This is a genomic window from Ancylobacter aquaticus (genome assembly GCF_004339465.1).
Lineage (GTDB): Bacteria > Pseudomonadota > Alphaproteobacteria > Rhizobiales > Xanthobacteraceae > Ancylobacter > Ancylobacter aquaticus.
Genome location: NZ_SMFY01000002.1, coordinates 427977 through 445632, shown reverse-complemented (window position 1 = coordinate 445632; position 17656 = coordinate 427977). Strand labels below are relative to the sequence as shown.

Genomic DNA, 17656 nt, shown 5'->3' with positions numbered 1-17656 from the left:
GAAGGTGGACGAAGGGCATTCGCCGGGAACGAGCGCCGCGCCGATGAGCGTCACCGCGCGATAGTTTCGCCCGGCGAGGTTGTCTCGCGTTGATCCAAGGTATTCTTAATCCGGCAAAAGCTCGCTAGTATCCCGATAGGGAGTGGGCCGATGCATATCACGGATACAATTGTTTCGGAGTCAGAAGGCCCCGGTATCGGGTCGTCGTCCAAGCATCCGACAATCATTGCCGACATTGCCACCAGCTTTACCTATGCGTCTTACCAGAACGCGATTCCGGTTGTCCGGTCGATCCGCATCGAGAACCACACGGATCATCATGTCGAGAACTGTCGGGTTGATCTGATATCCTCTCCTGCATTTTTGCGACCGAAATCCTGGACGGTGGATAGACTTGTTCCGGGCGACAATCTGCAGTTGAGCGATCGCAAGGTGGAGCTCGACGCCGTCTATCTCGCCGGCCTCAACGAGGCCGAACGCGGCGAAATAACGCTTCGTCTGTCGGCGGGGGGCGAGGTGCTCGGGGAGCAGCGCTTCGCGGTCCGGCTGCTGGCACGGGACGAATGGGGCGGCGTTGCCGACATGGCGCAGTTGCTGCCGGCCTTCGTCATGCCGAACGACCCGGGGATCGCCACGATCCTGCGGACGGCGGCCGAACGGCTCGCGGCGCACGGCCACCCCAGCGCGCTCGACGGCTATCAGTCGCAGAGCCCGCAACGGGCCTATATGCTCACCGCGGCGATCTATTCCGCCATCGCCGGCATGGGCCTGCACTATGCCGAACCGCCGGCGAGCTTCGAGCATCGCGGCCAGAAGGTACGGCGCCCCAGCACCATCGCCGAGGAACGGCTGGCGACCTGCCTCGACACCAGTCTTCTCTTTGCGGCCGCCCTGGAAGCTGCCGGCCTGCACCCGGTAATCCTCATGTTCGCCGGCCATGCCGCAGTGGGCGTGTGGCTGGCGAAGCGGACCTTCGCCACGGGGATCGAGGCGGATCCCATGGAGGTCCGCAAGGCGCTGGCCTCGCGCGAGCTCATCGTCTTCGAGACGACGGGCGTGACGCATCGTCCGGCGCTGACCCTGGAGGGCGCGCAGCAGGCGCTCGATCGCCGTCTGCACGACGACGAGGCGCATGCCTTCGTCGCGGCGGTCGACGTCCGGCGGTTGCGAAGTGGCGGGATCACGCCGCTGGCGTCGCACGAGCCGCTCCGTCGAGGCACTGTCGACGAGGCGATGGCGCCGGTCGGGGATCTTCCGCTCCCCGCCGCGCCGAGCTTTAGTGAGCTGCCCACTGAGAGCGTCGAGGTGAAGCCTACCACGGCCGCCGGCCGTATCGACCGCTGGCAGAGGAAGCTTCTCGACCTCACCCTTCGCAACCGCCTCCTCAACTTTCCGGATTCGAAGAAGACCATCCCGTTCCTCTGCACCGATGTCGCCTATCTCGAAGACCGGCTTACCGACGGTGCCGCGATCCGGATCATTTCGCTGCCGGAGCAGAACCCCCTCGGCGAGCGCGACGCGGCGCTTTATCGCGAGGTGCATGGCCGGGATCTCCAGCGCGGCTTTGCCGCCGAGGCGCTGCTGCGCGACGAGCTTCCTTCCCTTCTCGACGCGCGCCAGCTGGACGCCCGGCTTATCGACCTGCACCGTCAGGTCCGCAACGATTTCGCCGAGGGCGGGGCGAACACTCTGTTCCTCGCAGTGGGCTTCCTGCGCTGGAAGAAAACGCCGGAGGATGAGCGCTTCTATCGGGCGCCGCTCCTGCTGGTGCCGGTGACGCTGGAACGTCGCAGCGCGAGCTCCCGCTTCTCCATCCGCTTTCACGAGGACGAGCCGCGCTTCAACGCCACCTTGCTTCAGTTTCTCGAGCGGGAGTTCGATCTGAAGCTCCCCCAATTCGGGGACGGCCTGCCGCGCGACGAGAACGGGATCGACGTTCCCCAGCTGCTCGCGATGATGCGCCACGCGGTGCGCGATGTGGCGGGCATGGAGGTCGTGGACGAGACGGCCCTGTCGACCTTTTCATTCGCGAAGTTCCTGATGTGGAAGGATCTGGTCGAGCGGACGCAGGCGCTGCGCGAGAACAGGGTCGTCCGCCATCTGATCGATACGCCGGAACAGTCCTTCGACGCCGGCAAGGGGCAGGTCCCGTTCCGCGATGAGCGTGAGCTCGACCACGCCTACGCGCCGTCCGATATCGTGTCCCTGCTGCCCTCGGATTCGTCGCAGACGGCGGCTTGCCTCGCGGCGACCGAAGGGCGGGATTTCGTCATCGTCGGCCCGCCCGGCACCGGCAAGAGCCAGACCATCGCCAACATGATCGCCAACTGCCTGGCGGTGGGAAAGACGGTGCTGTTCGTCGCCGAAAAGACGGCCGCGCTCGATGTCGTCTATCGCCGCCTGCGCGAACATGGCCTTGCCAATCACTGCATCGAGCTGCACTCGAACAAGGCCGACCGCCGGCATTTCCTCGGGCAGCTCAAGGCCGCCTGGGAATATGGCGGGCGGGACGATGCTTCGGAATGGGTGGCGATCAACGAGCGGCTTCGGCTGCGCCGCGACCTGCTGAACGGCTATGTCGCGGCCCTGCACCGGCGCTACCCGAATGGCTGGACGCCGTACAAGGCGCTGGGGATCGCGCTCAGGGCGCACGACGAGCCGGCCCCCGCCCTTGCGTGGCCGGAGAGTGAACCGCACGACGCCGAGACTGTGCGCGAACTGGAGGAGATCGCCGCCGACCTCGGCCGCGTTTTCGCCTCCGTCAAGCGGCAGCCGGCGCTCGATCTGGTCAATGTCGCCGCGTGGAGTTCCAGCTGGCAGGAGAGCATGCTGGCGGCGGTCGATTCACTGCGCAATGCCATCCAGCTGTTGGCGGGCTCGCTCGATGCCTTTCGCGCAAGCCTGGGACTCAAGCCGCAGCACAGTTGCTCCCAGGAAGAGGTTCGCGCGCTGGCGCTGCTGGGGGCCGCGCTGCGGAAATGCCGTGGCCGCGATGTCACCATCGCCTTCGATCCGGAATTTCTCCAGTGCGGGCCAGCGCTGGCGGGCCTGGCGACGGCGATCGAGGCCTATAGCGAAGCCGAACAGGGGCTCGCCGCCTCCTATGGCGTGTCGGCCCTGCGCGCCCTCGACACGGAGCTGCTGAGCCGGCAATGGCAGGAGGCAAGCGCCTCGCTCTGGCCGAACGCGATGCTCGGCAAGCGCCGGGTTCTCAAGCAGATGCAGGCCCACGTCACTCAGGGCATGTGCGCGCCCGAAATCGACCTGCCGTTGCTGGGCCGCATGAAGGCGAGCCTCATCGCCATCGAGCAGAACCTGCTGGCCGGCAAGAAGCTGCCGGTCGAGGGCTTGGAAACCGATGTTGCGGCGGTTGCCGATCTGCTGGAGCGCGCCGGCGAACTGCGCCGCGCCCTGCGCCTGCCTGGCCTTGAGCGGGATGACGTCCGCTCCATGCTCCGCACCATCGTGCCGTGCCTGTCGGGAGAGGTCGAGCACCATCCGATCCTTGCTGCCGGCCCGCGGCTGCTCGCCGCAATCGCCGGCCTTGAAGCGGCGCGGCGGGATTTTTGTGTCGTGGCGGGGCGCGATCTCGTGCTCATCCCCGACAGCGCTCATCTCGACGCGCTGGATGCCACTCTCTCCGCGCTGGTCGACGGGCGGCATCTGCTGCGCGACTGGTCGGACTGGTGCCGCGTGCGCAACCGGGCGACGGATCGGGGCCTTACCCCTCTCGTCGCCGCCATTGAAAGCGGCGCGATCGCTCCGGACGGGGCACACGCCGCCTTTGTGCTCGCCTATGCCCGTTGGTGGCTGCCGAAGATACTGGATGGCGACCCGGTTCTCAGGGATTTCCGCCGTTTCCAGCATGAGAACGCCATCAAGGAATTCCGCGAGATTGACGATCTCGTGCGCTCCCACGCCGCCCGGCGTGTTATCAGCGCCATCGCGCACGGGCTGCCGCCGGTGCAGAGCGTGCCGCGCCACTCGGAGCTCGGCCTGCTGCGCCACCAGATGGGATTGCAGCGGCCGAACCAGTCGATCCGCGACATGATCGGCAAAATGCCGCAGAGCTTCTCGAAGCTGGCGCCCTGCATGCTGATGTCGCCGCTGTCGATCGCCCAGTACCTGCCGCCGAACCAGGCGCTGTTCGACGTGGTGATCTTCGACGAAGCTTCGCAAATCAGCACCTGGGATGCCGTGGGCGCCATTGCGCGGGCGCGCCAGACCATCATCGTCGGCGACCCCAAGCAGCTGCCGCCGACCAATTTCTTCGGCAGCAACGAGGACGAAGAAGACCTCGAAGATCACGAGAAGGATCTGGAGAGCATTCTCGACGAATTGGAAAAGGTCATCCCGGTGAGGGTATTGCGCTGGCATTACCGCAGCCGCAGCGAATCCCTGATCGCCTTCTCCAACCATCATTATTACCAGAACCGCCTGGTCACGTTCCCCTCCCCCGCCGTCGAAGACCGCGCGGTGCATCTGCGCAGGGTGCCGCACGGCGTCTATGACCGTGGCAAGAGCCGGACGAACAAGATCGAGGCTGAAGCCGTCGCGCGCGAGGCGGTCGCCCGCATGAAGGCGTGGCTGAAACTGCCGGAAAAGGAGCGCCCGACGCTCGCGGTGATCACCCTGAACGCCCAGCAGCAATCGCTGATCCTCGACCTGCTAGACGCCGCGCGCCGGGACGAGCCCGAGCTTGAGTGGTTCTTCTCCGAGGAGCGGGTCGAGCCGACCATCGTCCGCAATCTGGAAAATGTGCAGGGCGACGAGCGCGACGTCATCCTGTTCTCCCTCACCTTCTGGAAGGACGCCGCCGGCAAGCTGTCGATGGATTTCGGCGCGCTCAACCGCGACGGGGGCGAGCGGCGCCTGAACGTTGCCATCACCCGCGCGCGGCAGGAGCTCATTGTCTTCTCCGGCTTCACGGCGGACCTGATCGACGCAGGCCGGGCCAAGGGGCTCGCCGTGCGCCATCTGAAGACCTTCCTGGACTATGCGGAACGCGGCACCATCGCCTTGGCGGCGCAGGATATCGGTTCGGTCGGCGGCTTCGACTCGCCCTTCGAGGAGGCCGTTGCCGCGCAGCTGGAGCGTCGCGGCTGGACGGTGGTGCCCCAGGTCGGCATTTCCGGTTTCCGGATCGACCTCGGGGTGCGCCATCCCGATCTTCCCGGCGCCTATCTCGCCGGCGTCGAATGTGACGGCGCGACCTATCACAGCTCGGCAACGGCGCGTGATCGCGACAAGGTGCGCGAGCAGGTGCTGAAGGGCCTCGGCTGGAACATGGTCCGCGTCTGGTCCACCGATTGGTGGTTCGACGCCGCCGGCTGTGCCGAGCGCCTTCACACCAGGCTGACCGAGCACCTGGAAATTAGCCGGGCGCGGCGAGCCACCGAGGCCGCTGCCGCCGAAGGGGGGACGGTCGCCACCCGATGGGACATGGGGCACGAAGTCGAGGGTTTGGAGCGCGACGAGAACGACGCGGTTCCCGCTGCGGTGTCGACGGCTCCTGTCGATCCGATGCCGCCGCCTGCGATTGCCAGCGAGTCCGAGCTGGTATCGGAAGGGCTGGCCGGGACGGACGCCGCCGTGCCGGACAGCGAAGTGTCGCCCATCCGCATCGTCGCCACGGAGGCTTCCGGCGGGCGCCATTATCGACTCACCGACCTGTCCGGCTTTACCGTCGACCCGGAGCAGTTCTACGAGTTCGGCTACCGTGAGACGCTGCGGGGCATGATCGAGGCCATCATCGAGGCCGAGGCCCCGCTGCGGACAGACCTTCTCGCCCAGCGTGTGTCGCGCGCGCATGGCTGGCTGCGCACGGGTGGCCGGATCCGCGAGAGGATCGACCTCCATCTGCGCCATCTGGACAGGACGATGGAGTCGAGCGGCGAGTTCATCTGGAAGAAGGGGACGATCTGCGATGTCCTCGCCTACCGCCCGCCCGGCAGCGAGGCGGCTCGTCGGGGGATCGGCGACATTCCCCTCGCGGAGCTCGCCTCTGTCGTGCTCGACAATATCGACGTGCTGGAGAAGCTCGATCCCGCGCGGGAAATCGCGCGCCTTCTCGGCGTGGATCGTCTCGCGGCCGTCTCCCGCGCCCGCCTGGATGAGGCGATGGCACAAGCGCGCCCGTTGGTCGTGACGGCTCATCCCAGGGGGGCAGCAAGCCCGAGCGATCCGTGACGATTGGTTAAGCGCGGCCTCGCCGGCCTTGCCTATCCCGGAGCCGCGACATGTCGTGTCCGGGTCGGCCGTTCAGCTCCATTGCGCGGCGTGGTCGAAACACGCGATCAGCATTTCCGTGAGAACCCGAACCTTCCGTGCGGGATAGGCCCCCGGCGGCCGGAGCACATAAATGCCGGCCGGAGGCGGAGGATGGCCCGTCATCACCGGAACAAGTGCGCCGGAAGCCAAGAGTTCGTGCGTGAGGCCGTCGGGCAGGTAGGCGATCCCCAGCCCGGCGGTCGCGGCCGCGACCAGTGCCGTGCCGTTGTCCGCCTTGAAGCGCCCCTGCGGACGCACAGTGACGACCTTGTCGCCGTCCATCAACTGCCAGGCCTCGGTGCCCTGCATGAGGGCTTGATGGGCGCCGAGTTGCTCCGGCGTCTCGGGCGACCCATGCGCCCGGATATAGGCCGGGCTCGCCACCAGCCGGCCATAGATAGGCCCGACGCGTCGGGCGAGCAGGTTTGAATCCTGGAGATGGCCGACGCGGATGGCGCAGTCGTAACCCCCTGTGACGAGATCGACGAAATTGTCGGTGTAGCAGGTGTGGATGTGGAGCTGGGGGTGGCGCCGGGCCATGTCCGCCAGCACATGCGCGAAGTGGGTCGGGCCGAAGGAAAGCGGTGCGGCAATCCGCAAGCGGCCCCGCAGTTCGCCGGCGGGCAGGATCGTTTCCCGCGCCACGTCGATTTCGGCGCACACTCGGGCGGCATGGTCGCGGAACGTGACCCCGGCCTCGGTGAGCGCGGCGCCGCGGGTGGTGCGTGCTAACAGCTGGACGCCAAGTTCTGTCTCCAGCCGATGCAGCCGCCGGCTGACGATGGACTTGGAGAGGCCAAGGCGCCGCGCCGCGGGCGACACGCCGCCGGCATCGGCGACCTCCACGAAGGTTCTGAGCTCCTCAATATCCACTTCGGCGTTCCTCATTGCGCGACACAGCGTGGCGCGAAGGCGCGCTATCGTAGCACGAGCCGCGATGAGACTGTCCTGCCAGCAGCGCCCGGGGGCGCATGCAACTGGCGACCAACCTCACCGATAACGGCAGCAGAGGATACTCATGACCTTTCGCAACGGCCTTGCTTTGCTTCTTCGTCCCGAAGACTCCGTCCTCGTTCTGATCGACCACCAGCCCTACCAGCTGGCGAATGTGAACAGTCACGAACCGCAGATGGTGATCAACAATACGGCGGGCCTGGCAAAGGCCGCCAAGGCGTTCGGCGTGCCCACCATCCTGACCTCCGTCATCGCCGAGCGCGGCGGCCTGCTCTTTCCGCAGATCACGGATGTGTTTCCCGGCCAGGAGGTGATCGACCGAACGTTCATCAACACCTGGGAGGATGCCAAGGTGGTGGACGCGGTCAAGGCGACGGGTCGCAAGCAACTCATCATCGCGGGTCTCTGGACCGAGGTGTGCGTGGCGATGCCGGCGATCCAGGCGCTTGGCGAGGGGTGGGATGTGACGGTTGTCACGGATGCCTCCGCGGGCGTCTCGGTCGAGGCACACACGGTCGCCATCCAGCGCATGATCGGGGCCGGTGCCAACATGATGACATGGCTGGCGGTCGCGGCGGAGTGGCAGCGCGACTGGGCGCGGATGGATACGGCCATCAAGATAACCGAGGTAATCACGCAACATGCCGGCGGCAGCGGCATTGCGTATCTTTGGGAGCAGCAGCTGCTCAACACGCCGGTGCCGAGCCGCGCAGGCTGATCTGGCAGCGGCGCGAAAGCCCTCGCTGACAGAGCGGCCGGCCCTGCCCGCCTGGGGGCCGGCCCGGCGCAGGTCCGGAAAAACCGGACCTGCTCACGCCGTCATTCCGGCCGCAGCCGCTGGCGACGGGCCACTGCAAGGATCGCTGCGTCAAGTCGAAGAGCCACCTGAAGCCGGGCTGAACGCGCTTTCCAGCAGGGCGCGCAGATCGGCGGCCGACAGGGCGCGCGGATTGGTGGCACAGCTGTGATCGGCCAGCGCCCGCTCGACCAGCCAGTCGATCTTGGCATGGGGAACGCCGAGCGCGGTGAGGCTGGCGGGAATGCCGAGCCGGAGATTCAGCGCGTCCAGTTCGTCCGCCAGATCAACCGTCGCGCCCAGCCCGAGAACGTTGTTCAGGCGTTCCGCCTTCTCGACGATCTCCGGTCGGTTGAAACGCAGCACGTCGGGCATCAGCAAGGCGTTCAGCGTGCCATGGTGGAGGTTGGGCTCGCCAAGGCCGCCAAGAGCGTGCGAGAGGGCATGGACGGCGCCCAGCCCCTTCTGGAAACTCAGCCCTCCGTGCAGCGAACCCATCATCAGTTCGCGGCGGGCCTCGACGTCTCCGCCCTCCCGGAATGCCCGCTCGATATGCCGCCAGATGCGCCCGGCGCCATCGAGCGCGATGGCGTCGGCGGGAGGATTATAGCGCGGCGAGAGAAAGGTCTCGACGCAATGCGAAAGCGCGTCGAGCGCCGTCGCGGCGGTGAGGAAGGGCGGCAGTCCATAGGTGAGCTCAGGATCGCATATGGCCTTTCTGGGAAACAAATGCGGGCTGATGAAGCCGAGCTTTCTCCCATCGGCGAGGGTGAGAAGCGCGGCTCGCCCCACTTCGGCCCCCGTGCCAGCCGTGGTCGGCACGGCGATCACCGGAGCGACCGCAGCCGTGATCCGGCCGAGCCCGCCATAGATGACCGCGTAGCTCTCCAGCGGCCCTTCATGGGTGGCGAGCAGGGCGACGCCCTTGGCGAGGTCTATCGGCGACCCGCCGCCGAGGGCGACGATCCCATCGGCGCCGCTGTCGCGATAGGCCGCCAGAGCGGCCAGCACCGCCGCTTCGGTCGGATTGGACGGCACATCAAGGAAAACCGCCGAGCCGGGTGGACAAAGCGCGGCGACACGGTCGACCAGGCCGGTCGCGGCCAGGCCGTGATCGGATATGATGAGAGGACGCTGGATGCCCGCGAGCCCGAGATGCTCGCTTAGGCGGTCGATGGCTCCCTCTCCGAATTCGATCGTCGTCAGATAGGTGATCGTGCCTTGCACGGGCTTCCTCCCTTCACATGGCGGCGCCTGCCGACGGCCCGCCATCGTCGCGCCTCGCGGGCTGCCGCCTCGATCATGCCACAGGGCACAACAATGCGTGTGAGGCCGCGTCACGCCGCCCGGCTATAGGTCCGGGGAATGCCCGCCTTCGCCACATTGCCCAGAAGCGCCGTGTCACGCAGCCCGCGCTGCAGCACCTCGCGCGCGCGAAAAAGCCCGTCGAGATCGATGCCCGTCGAAAAACCCATGCTCTCCAGCATGAAGACGAGGTCCTCGGTCACGATGTTGCCCGAGGCACCCGGGGCGAAGGGGCAGCCGCCGAGCCCGGCAAGCGCCGAATCGAAGCAGCGTATGCCTTCTTCCAGACCGGCCAGCGCGTTGGCGAGGCCGAGACCCATCGTGTCGTGAAGATGCAGCCGATCAAGGGCCGCCCCGATCTCGGCCCCTACCGCGCGCACCGTCGCGTGCACCTGGGCCGGGTTGCCGTAGCCGACCGTGTCGGCCAGGACCACGCCGTCCACTCCGGCGTCGGCGAGCGCGGCGGCGATCATGACTACCCTGCCCACCGGCACCTGCCCCTCGATGGAGCAGCCGAAGGCCGTGGCGCAGCCGGCCTCCACCTTCATCGGCAGTTCCTGACCCTTCACCCACTCGACGATGGCGCGTACCTCGGCCACCTGTTCCAGGCTGCCCTTGTTGGTGTTGGCCCGGCTGTGTCCTTCGCTGACCGAAACCGGAACGATGACGCCATCGGCACCGTTCTCATGGGCCCGCTGGGCACCCTTGAGGTTCGGCACCAGCGCGATGACGGTGAGTCCGTCGATGGCACGGCTCGCGCGTACCACCTCGCCGGTGTCGGCCATCTGCGGGATGAGCGTGGGTGGCACGAAGCTGCCGACCTCGATCTCCCGCAGGCCTGCGCGCGCCAACGAGGCGATCCACTCGATCTTGATGTCGGTCGGCATGATCGACGCCGCCATCTGCAGGCCGTCGCGGGGGCCGACCTCGCACAGTTTAACCGTCTCGCCCACAGGGCCCTCCTTCGATTGAGTATGTGAAACGTTTTCCAACTTGAAGCCTATTGGCAGAGTTCGGCGCCGGTCAAGCGGGAACAGGATCGCCACCGCTTCGCACGGGCCGGGATTGAACGAGCTCTTGCGCGGCACACCTAAGACGTGGACCGGCGCCCGTTCTCCCGCAAACGCCGTCGCGCGCTGACGCGAGTTCGGCTAAGCATGGAACGTTCTCGCGCCTGAGCGGGACGCACAGCGAGTGTCGACCCGATGGATGAAGGCAAGTCCGGACGAATTCCGCCCCGCGCGACGATCAGTGACGTGGCGCGCCAGGCGGGCGTGTCGATCGGCACCGTTTCGCGGGTGCTAAACAAGGCCCGCAACGTGAAGCCTGCGCTGCAGCGCAGCGTGCTGGACGCTGCCGCTGCGCTGGACTACCGGCCCGACAGCTTCGCCCAGGGCATGCGGTCGAAGAAAACCCATGTGATCGGCGTCATCGTGCCCGATCTGCGCAACCCGCTCTCTGCCGAGGCGGCGGCCGGAGTGGAAGAGGAACTCACCCAGCAGGGCTATTCCTTCTTTCTCGCCAACTCGCGCTACGAGCGCGGGCGCGAGGAGAACATTCTCAACGAATTCGCCCGCCGGCGTGTCGACGGCATCATTGCCATCCTCGCCCGCGACCAGGACCCGCGCACCGTGGAGCAGCTTCGCCGGCTGCCCATGCCGGTGGTGCTGCTCGAACGGGAGATCGGCACGGAATTCGACGCCGTGCGCACCGATCAGGTGCAGGGCACGTATCGGGCGACCCGCTATCTCGCGGCCCTCGGCCATCGGCGCATCGCGCTCATCACCGTTCCCACGGACAACATGTCGGGCCGCTACCGGCTTCAGGGCTACACCGAAGCGCTGGCCGATGTCGGCGTATCGGTGAGCGACGATCTGGTGCACATGGCCGGCTATACCCGCGATTACGCCGTCAACGCCGCCTATGCCGTGCTGTCCCGGCGCACCAAGCCAACCGCGCTCATCGTCTCGGGAGGAATGCTGCCGGGCGTGCTCGACGCTATGCGCCAGCTCAACCTTTCGATTCCCGAGGAGCTTTCGTTGGTCGTGCTGGGCGATACGGAACTCGCCGCCCTCACCCGACCCGGGATCACCGCCATACGCTATGACTGGGCGCAGACGGGCCGAGTCGCCGCCCGCCTCACCATTTCGCGGATAGGTGGCAGCGAGACGCCGTCCGAGCGTGTGATCGTGCCCTACGAATTCATCCTGCGCGAATCCTGCCGCGAGTTGTCTTCCGACGGCTGAGCGGGCCGATCGTCCCATGTGTCCGCTTTCATCAAGGGCGACTCCGAGCGGATCGCCGATCGTCCTTCAGCTTGCCGCAAGGATCGGCCCGGCCGGCAGTAGCGGGGTGGAGCGCGCCTTGGCGTAGGCGTCGTCGACCAGCCGCATGACCGGCACCATGTCAGCAAGGCTGGCGAGCGGGGGCTGGCCCGCGCGCACCCGCGCCAGCACGTCGTTCACGAAAGTGCGGTAGTGCGGGACATTGGTGGTGACGGACGGCCATTGGCGGGAGGTGCCGTCATTGGCGAGGCTCTCCACCGTCTGCGTGTCGTGGGCGATGGTGTAGCTGCGGGGCGAGCGCAGGGCATAGTGCATGTCGAAATTGCTGGTTGGTGCCGGAAAGAGATAGCCGGTTTCCACCACGCAAAGCGCGCCCGCACGCTCGAAGGTGACGACCGAATAATCCTCCACCCGCTCGCGCCAGGCATGGTTGGCCATGGTGGCGTTCAGCACGCGCACATCGGGCCCCAGCAGGCGGATCGCCAGATCGAAAAAGTGGATGGCGAGGTTGATGGTGCAGCCGCCGCCGGACAATGACGGGTCGAGCATCCAGGCGCAGCCGGCCTGCCGGTAGCGGGCGGGGAAGCCGGCGATGAAGCGGAAGCTGGCGTAGCTGAGATCGCCCTCGTCCTTCAGCGATTCGAGGTGCTGGGCGAAATCGCCATTGCGGAAGACGAGCGGCACGGCGGCGAACGCGCCCTTCTGGGCGGCGAGCGCGGCCATCGGCGCAACATCGGCGGACGACAGACCGCAAGGCTTTTCCAGCGCGAAGGGGATTTCCTCCTCGATAAGGAACCGCGCCTCCTCCGGCATGTCGGCATGGCGGCCCAGCGCGAAGACGAAATCGGGCCGCACGCGGCGGCACAGCGCGCGAAAGTCAGTGTCACCGGCGCAGCCGAGCCGCTGGGTCAGCCGGGCGACGACGTCGGGATCGGGATCGGCAATGCCGACGAGCTCCGCCTCGGGATTGTCGAGCAACGGAAGCAGATAGAGATCGAGGTGCCAGTGCGATGCACCGATAAAAACGATTTTCATCTCTTCCCTTCCCATGTGCGCAGCGAAGAATGCCTACGATTCTTTATCCATAGGGCTGAATGGGCCGTCTCCGCAGAGTGTCCAGTCTGTCACGTTCGCTACATCTTGAAAACGTTTCATAGCGGAGTAAGGTGGCGTTCAAGGAGGACACGCCCCGCCAATGGGCACGTCCATCCGCTGAGGAGCGGCAGAACAAGACGCTAGGTGAGGAGACCTGCATGGCTGTTGACGAACTGGTGGATCACATCACCCCCGACGTGCGCGCCGTGATCGGTGCCCGTTCCGACTGGCTGGAGGCGCCGCACCCGGTGGAGGCGAGCGAGGTCCGGCGCTTCTTCCAGGCGCTGATGGACCCCAACCCGCGCTTTTGGGACACGGAACACGCGGCCGGCACGCGCTATGGTGCCGTGGTCGCCCCGCCCGGCTTTCCCGTTCATGCGTTTCGCCGCCCGGCGGACGACAGCACCGATTCCCTTGCCGCCGCGGGCGATCCCGATTTCGACGGCGTCTCGCGCGCCATGCGCGTCGGCCTGCCGAAACTGCCGATCGCGCTCTCCGGCATTCTTAACGGCGGCTACGAATACGAGTTCTTCAGCTACCCCAAGGTCGGCGACCGCATCCAGTGCCGCTCGGCCTATCTCGACATCTACCAGAAGCAGGGCAAGGCCGGCCCGATGGTGCTCGTCGTCATCGAGGACGAGTACCGCACCGCCGACGGCCGCCCGCTGCTGAAGTCCCTCAACACCATGATCATGAGATAGACGATGGCCGAAACCGTGTATTTCGAGACTGTCGCGGTCGGCGACGACATCCCTGTCCTCGCCAAGGGCCCGATGACTACTGCCCACATCATCCGCTGGTCCGCGGCGATGGAGAACTGGCACAAGATCCATTATGACTGGCGCTACGCCACCGAGCATGACGGCCTGCCGGACGTGCTGATCAACGGCTCGTGGAAGCAGCACGTCCTGGCGCAGGTACTGGTCGACTGGGTCGGCGAGACCGGCTGGCTGTGGAAGATGAACTTCCAGTACCGCGGCATGAACATCCCCGGCGACACCCTCACCGCCTGGGGCCGTGTGACCGGCAGGAGCCAGCGCGGGCGCTATGGCGTGATCGAACTGGACATCGGCCTAAAGGACCAGAACGGCAAGGAAGGCTCGCCCGGCACGGCGGTGATCGTGCTTCCGCTGCGCGACGGGCCGCCCGTCCCCTACCCGTTCCATCCGGCCGCGTTGCACTGAGACGAAGCCGGCGCTTCTCGCGAAGTCCCCCTCCGGGCACCTCCCGGCCGGCGCGTGCGCTGGCCGGTCTTCTTTGAGGTGTGCTTTTCAGTAGGGCGCGTAACTGTTCGCCAGGTCGAGATAAGCGGCGGCCTCGCCGAACGCCGAGGCCTCAAAGGTGAAATTCCCCGGCGCGCTCAGCCCCACCATGACCAGAAAGTCGGTTCCGACCTCCCTCGGATAGGCGAAGACACGCAGTTGCACCGTGCCCGGCGCTCCGGCAAAGGACGCCTTCGCCCCGGCGATGACCGCCTCACCCAGCCCGGCGGGCGTGGCGCTGAAGCGCAGCAGCACGGTACGCACGGTTGGCACCGTTACCTCGTCGCCGGGAAAGATCTGCTCGCCTGCGGAACGGTACACCTTCACCCGGCTGGTCACGCGGCGGGTCCACGGGCTGGCCCGGTCGGCCGAGACGCGCAGATAGGATTCAGTTTCAAGCACCGCTTCGTTCGCCATGTCATACATGGCGAGGTAGCGGGGATGCCCGTCTCCGCAGACATAGCGGCGCCCGCTCTCAAAACCTTCCACCGCCACGCGCTCGGGCACATGCTCCGTGTCGTACCAGGCGTTGAACTCGTCCTCAAAGGCCGGCGGCGGCTGCATGAGAACGAGGAGGAAGCCTTTATTGGCCATGTTCACACTCCGGAAGTGGGGGCGGTTCCGACCTCGCGGCCGATGAAATCCAGCACCCGTTCGGCAAAGCGCGCCGGCTGCTGGTAGGGAACGAAATGCGCGGCATCCTCCATCACGATCAGCTGGGCGTGAGGGGCAAGCGCCGCGACAGCTTCCGCCCGTTCCAGCGGCAGAAGAACGTCGTGGCGGCCGGGCACTAATAGAGTGGGGCACGCGATCGCGGCAAAAGCCTCCGTCGCATCCGCCTGCGCTGCCGCGAGCAGCGCCGAGGCATAGCTTGTAGGGTCCTGCCCGGCGAAACGTTTCATGTATTGGAAATAGCGCGCATCCTGCGGCTGTTCGAGGAAAGCGCGCTCCACCGCGCCCGGCAGCACTGCCGCCATGCCGCCCGTACGCACGGCTTCGGCCCGCTCCGCCAGCATCTGGCGGGCGGCGGGTGCGCTGGCCGGGGTGGGGTTGGCCAGAACGAGGGCAGTAATGACCTCGGGGAAGGTTGCGGCGTAGAGGCCGGCCGTCATTGTCCCGACCGCACAGGCAATGATGGCGATCCTGTCGATCTCCAGGGCCTGCCGCAGGCCTTCGAGCGCGGCGACCCGAGCGTCGAGTGACACCGGCCCGCTGCCGCCCGGGCTGGAGCCGGCACCGGGAAGATCCACTGCCAATGTCGTCGCGCGCCCGTCAACCGCGAGAACGAAATCGTCCCAGAATGTCAGGTCGGCGCCCATCGGATGAATGAGCAGCAGCGCAAAGTCACGCCGGGTTCCGGTCAGCACATGCGAAAGGGGATGTTCCATGGCCGCAGCGCCTTAGCCCGCGCCGACAGGCCGGCCGGCCAGAAAATTGCTGACCGCTTCGGTGAACAGGCCGCTGGTTTCCAACTGCATCATGTGCGGCGCGCCGGGAAGCGTTACGCTGCGGGCACTGGGGATGGCGGCGGCAAGCGCGGCGGAGGCGGCCGGCGAGGTGGCCGCGTCCTGCTCCCCCGCGACGACGAGCGTGGGCACGTCGATAGCGCCGAGGCACGGCAGGGCGTCGAAGTCGCTGATCGCCTGCCAGCCTTCGGACCAGGCGCGGACGCTGTTGCTGCGCAGCCGCGCCCGCACCCGTTCCACCACTGGACTGTCGACAAAAGCGGGCGTGAACCACCGATCGACGGTGAGGGGAACGACGGATTCCATGCCGTCGCGCTCGGCCGCGGCGCCCCGCTCGCGCAGGGCCGGCCGCGCCTCGGCAGGAATGCCGCCGGGGCATCCGCACAATATGAGCCGGGACACGCTCCCCGGATGTTCCAGCGCCAGGGTCTGGGCAATCATGCCACCAAAGGACAGGCCGAGCACGGCGGGGCGGTGAAGGCCGTGCCGGCGGATCGCGTGAAGCACGTCGGCGGCATAGGCCTGGATTGGCGCGGGCTCAACCCCCAGCGAGGAGCCGCCAAAGCCCCGCAGGTCAAGCCGCAGAACGCGGTGGGTGTGGGCGAGCATGGCCGGCATCGCTCCCCAGAAAGTGCTGTCGAGCCCGATGGGGTGGAGAAGAACCAGTTCCTCGCCGGAGCCCCCTACGGTGCCGTGCAGGTCGACCACTTCCATGGCTGGCTACTCTTCAAGTGGAGCGGTGCCGGAAGGCATACGGCAGCGCGGAGCAAAATGTCGACCGCCTCACGCTGACAGGAGGACAAATCCCCCGGACGCACAACGGCTGAGCGCGAACGAATAAATAGTGTCGACAGAATTGGCGTGTTGCCTACCGCCTGTCAAGCGGTGCTGGAGGTGCCCCGGCCCGTTCGCGCCGCGCCTGCCGCCCAACACCTGCCGGCTGGACCAGCTTGCTGCGCCACCGAACATGAGCCTAAAGTGCCGCTCGCGCCAACGGCGTGCGCCCCGCGCCGATGGCGCAGTTCCCCTCCGATTTCAGCACCTGCCCTCTTCGTGAAAAAGCCGCCCGCCCGTTCAGCAGCCGTCACCATCAAGCATGTCGCCCGGCACGCCGGCGTCTCGCTTGGCACCGTGTCGCGTGTGCTGAATCATGCGGAAAATGTCGACGCGTCGCTGCGCCAGCGCGTCGCGCAGTCCATTCTCGAACTCGGCTATGAGCCTAATCCGGTGGCCCAGAGCCTGCGTTCGCGTCAGAGCCGCGTCATTGGCGTCCTCATGCCGGATATTCAGAATCCGCTCACCGCCGCCGCCGTGACGGGTCTTGAACCTGTTCTGACGCGGGCCGGCTACACATTGTTCCTGGCCAATTCGCACTCCGACCGGGAGCGGGAGAGCGATGTGCTGGAACAGTTCAAGCGCCGACGGGTCGATGGCGTCATCGTTATGGTGGCGAATGACAAGGATGAAGCGACCCGGGCCCAGTTGCACGACTTCTCTGTCCCGCTGGTGATGCTGGAAAGGGTCATCGACCTCGATGTCGACTGCGTCCTTACCAATCAGTACGAGGGCACCTATCGCGCGACGCGCTACCTGCTCGGCCTCGGCCATCGGCGCATCTGCCTTATCACCGTGCCTGCCATCACTCACTCAGGCCGCGAGCGCTTGCGCGGCTTCGAGGCCGCCTTCACCGATCTCGCCGTCGAGGTGCCGCGCGATCTCATCCATTCCGGCGGGCGCCAGCATCCCTATGGAAGGGACGCGGCCTACTCCTCGTTGATCGGCCGGGACCCGGCCACGGCAATCGTGGCGAGCGGCGGCCACCTCGCGGGTGTCATCGAGGCGGTGCGGCTGCTGAACCTGAGCATTCCCCGGCATTTGTCGCTGGTGACGCTCGGCGATACCGAATTGGCGGCGCTGATCGAGCCCCCGATCACCGCGATCCGCTATGATTGGGCGGCGACGGGGCGCTGCGCGGCGGAATTGTTGCTGGACCACCTCGCCGGCGGGCACAGCTCCACCTGGCAGCGTATCACCGTCACGCATGAATTCATCATTCGCGGCTCCTGCGCGGCCCCGAGCGACCGGACGCCCCGCCCCGGCTAGCACCGCCCGGGCCCCCTCGCCACGACGCGCCGGACGTCTCGCGATTGAGTGATGAACCGTTTCATTTCTTTCTTGCCACATCGTTTAACGCGGCATATCGTTCAATCAAACGACCTGCAT

The 17656-nt window shown here is 66.7% G+C and carries 13 protein-coding genes; 6 read left to right on the top strand and 7 right to left on the bottom strand.

Features of this window, described 5'->3' with window-relative positions:
* Positions 1-150 precede the first annotated feature (150 nt).
* Positions 151-6189: a DUF3320 domain-containing protein gene (locus EV667_RS11680; protein WP_131835515.1), complete on the top strand. Its 6039-nt coding sequence runs from the start codon at positions 151-153 to the stop codon at positions 6187-6189.
* Between the two features lie 72 nt (positions 6190-6261).
* Here EV667_RS11680 and EV667_RS11675 read toward each other — a convergent pair whose 3' ends face one another.
* Entirely contained in the window at positions 6262-7143 is an 882-nt protein-coding gene (locus tag EV667_RS11675; RefSeq protein WP_165901607.1) for a LysR family transcriptional regulator, read from the bottom strand.
* Positions 7144-7288: 145 nt separating this feature from the next.
* Here EV667_RS11675 and EV667_RS11670 point away from each other — a divergent pair, with 145 nt between their 5' ends.
* Complete coding sequence (locus tag EV667_RS11670) at positions 7289-7942, top strand: hydrolase (RefSeq protein ID WP_131835513.1); 654 nt, start codon at positions 7289-7291, stop codon at positions 7940-7942.
* 150 nt (positions 7943-8092) lie between these two features.
* Here EV667_RS11670 and EV667_RS11665 read toward each other — a convergent pair whose 3' ends face one another.
* On the bottom strand, positions 8093-9247 hold the full coding sequence (locus EV667_RS11665) for an iron-containing alcohol dehydrogenase (RefSeq protein ID WP_245516118.1): 1155 nt from the start codon (positions 9245-9247) through the stop codon (positions 8093-8095).
* 110 nt (positions 9248-9357) lie between these two features.
* On the bottom strand, positions 9358-10278 hold the full coding sequence (locus EV667_RS11660) for a hydroxymethylglutaryl-CoA lyase (protein WP_131835511.1): 921 nt from the start codon (positions 10276-10278) through the stop codon (positions 9358-9360).
* 303 nt (positions 10279-10581) lie between these two features.
* Here EV667_RS11660 and EV667_RS11655 point away from each other — a divergent pair, with 303 nt between their 5' ends.
* Positions 10582-11571 carry a LacI family DNA-binding transcriptional regulator gene (locus EV667_RS11655; protein ID WP_245516117.1) on the top strand — a complete coding sequence of 330 codons (990 nt, stop codon included), beginning with the start codon at positions 10582-10584 and terminating at the stop codon, positions 11569-11571.
* A 66-nt stretch (positions 11572-11637) separates the two neighbouring features.
* On the opposite strand, the gene EV667_RS11650 is transcribed toward EV667_RS11655, so the two are convergent.
* The gene (locus EV667_RS11650) at positions 11638-12645 is read right to left on the bottom strand and encodes a Gfo/Idh/MocA family protein (RefSeq protein WP_165901606.1); all 1008 of its coding nucleotides are present in this window, start codon (positions 12643-12645) and stop codon (positions 11638-11640) included.
* Positions 12646-12863: 218 nt separating this feature from the next.
* Between EV667_RS11650 and EV667_RS11645 the strand changes: the two genes are divergently transcribed.
* Positions 12864-13406 carry an FAS1-like dehydratase domain-containing protein gene (locus tag EV667_RS11645; RefSeq protein WP_131835508.1) on the top strand — a complete coding sequence of 181 codons (543 nt, stop codon included), beginning with the start codon at positions 12864-12866 and terminating at the stop codon, positions 13404-13406.
* Positions 13407-13409: 3 nt separating this feature from the next.
* A complete protein-coding gene (locus EV667_RS11640) occupies positions 13410-13889 on the top strand; it encodes a hotdog family protein (protein WP_131835507.1) in 480 nt (159 codons plus the stop codon).
* Positions 13890-13976: 87 nt separating this feature from the next.
* On the opposite strand, the gene EV667_RS11635 is transcribed toward EV667_RS11640, so the two are convergent.
* The 3 genes from EV667_RS11635 to EV667_RS11625 are packed head-to-tail and all read right to left on the bottom strand — an operon-like array spanning position 13977 to position 16147.
* On the bottom strand, positions 13977-14561 hold the full coding sequence (locus EV667_RS11635) for a DUF4286 family protein (RefSeq protein WP_131835506.1): 585 nt from the start codon (positions 14559-14561) through the stop codon (positions 13977-13979).
* Between the two features lie 2 nt (positions 14562-14563).
* Positions 14564-15355 (bottom strand): alpha/beta fold hydrolase, encoded by a 792-nt coding sequence (locus EV667_RS11630; protein WP_131835505.1) that lies wholly within the window; start codon positions 15353-15355, stop codon positions 14564-14566.
* A gap of 12 nt (positions 15356-15367) precedes the next feature.
* A complete protein-coding gene (locus EV667_RS11625; RefSeq protein ID WP_131835504.1) occupies positions 15368-16147 on the bottom strand; it encodes an alpha/beta fold hydrolase in 780 nt (259 codons plus the stop codon).
* Between the two features lie 339 nt (positions 16148-16486).
* Between EV667_RS11625 and EV667_RS11620 the strand changes: the two genes are divergently transcribed.
* Entirely contained in the window at positions 16487-17536 is a 1050-nt protein-coding gene (locus EV667_RS11620; RefSeq protein WP_131835503.1) for a LacI family DNA-binding transcriptional regulator, read from the top strand.
* Positions 17537-17656: the final 120 nt, after the last annotated feature.

What these genes read in the sequence shown, in the direction of transcription:
- EV667_RS11650 (WP_165901606.1), bottom strand. Translation starts at nt 12,645, where the DNA reads ATGAAAATCGTTTTTATCGGTGCATCGCACTGGCACCTCGATCTCTAT.
- EV667_RS11670 (WP_131835513.1), top strand. Translation starts at nt 7,289, where the DNA reads ATGACCTTTCGCAACGGCCTTGCTTTGCTTCTTCGTCCCGAAGACTCC.
- EV667_RS11625 (WP_131835504.1), bottom strand. Translation starts at nt 16,147, where the DNA reads ATGGAAGTGGTCGACCTGCACGGCACCGTAGGGGGCTCCGGCGAGGAA.
- EV667_RS11630 (WP_131835505.1), bottom strand. Translation starts at nt 15,355, where the DNA reads ATGGAACATCCCCTTTCGCATGTGCTGACCGGAACCCGGCGTGACTTT.
- EV667_RS11635 (WP_131835506.1), bottom strand. Translation starts at nt 14,561, where the DNA reads ATGGCCAATAAAGGCTTCCTCCTCGTTCTCATGCAGCCGCCGCCGGCC.
- EV667_RS11645 (WP_131835508.1), top strand. Translation starts at nt 12,864, where the DNA reads ATGGCTGTTGACGAACTGGTGGATCACATCACCCCCGACGTGCGCGCC.
- EV667_RS11640 (WP_131835507.1), top strand. Translation starts at nt 13,410, where the DNA reads ATGGCCGAAACCGTGTATTTCGAGACTGTCGCGGTCGGCGACGACATC.
- EV667_RS11680 (WP_131835515.1), top strand. Translation starts at nt 151, where the DNA reads ATGCATATCACGGATACAATTGTTTCGGAGTCAGAAGGCCCCGGTATC.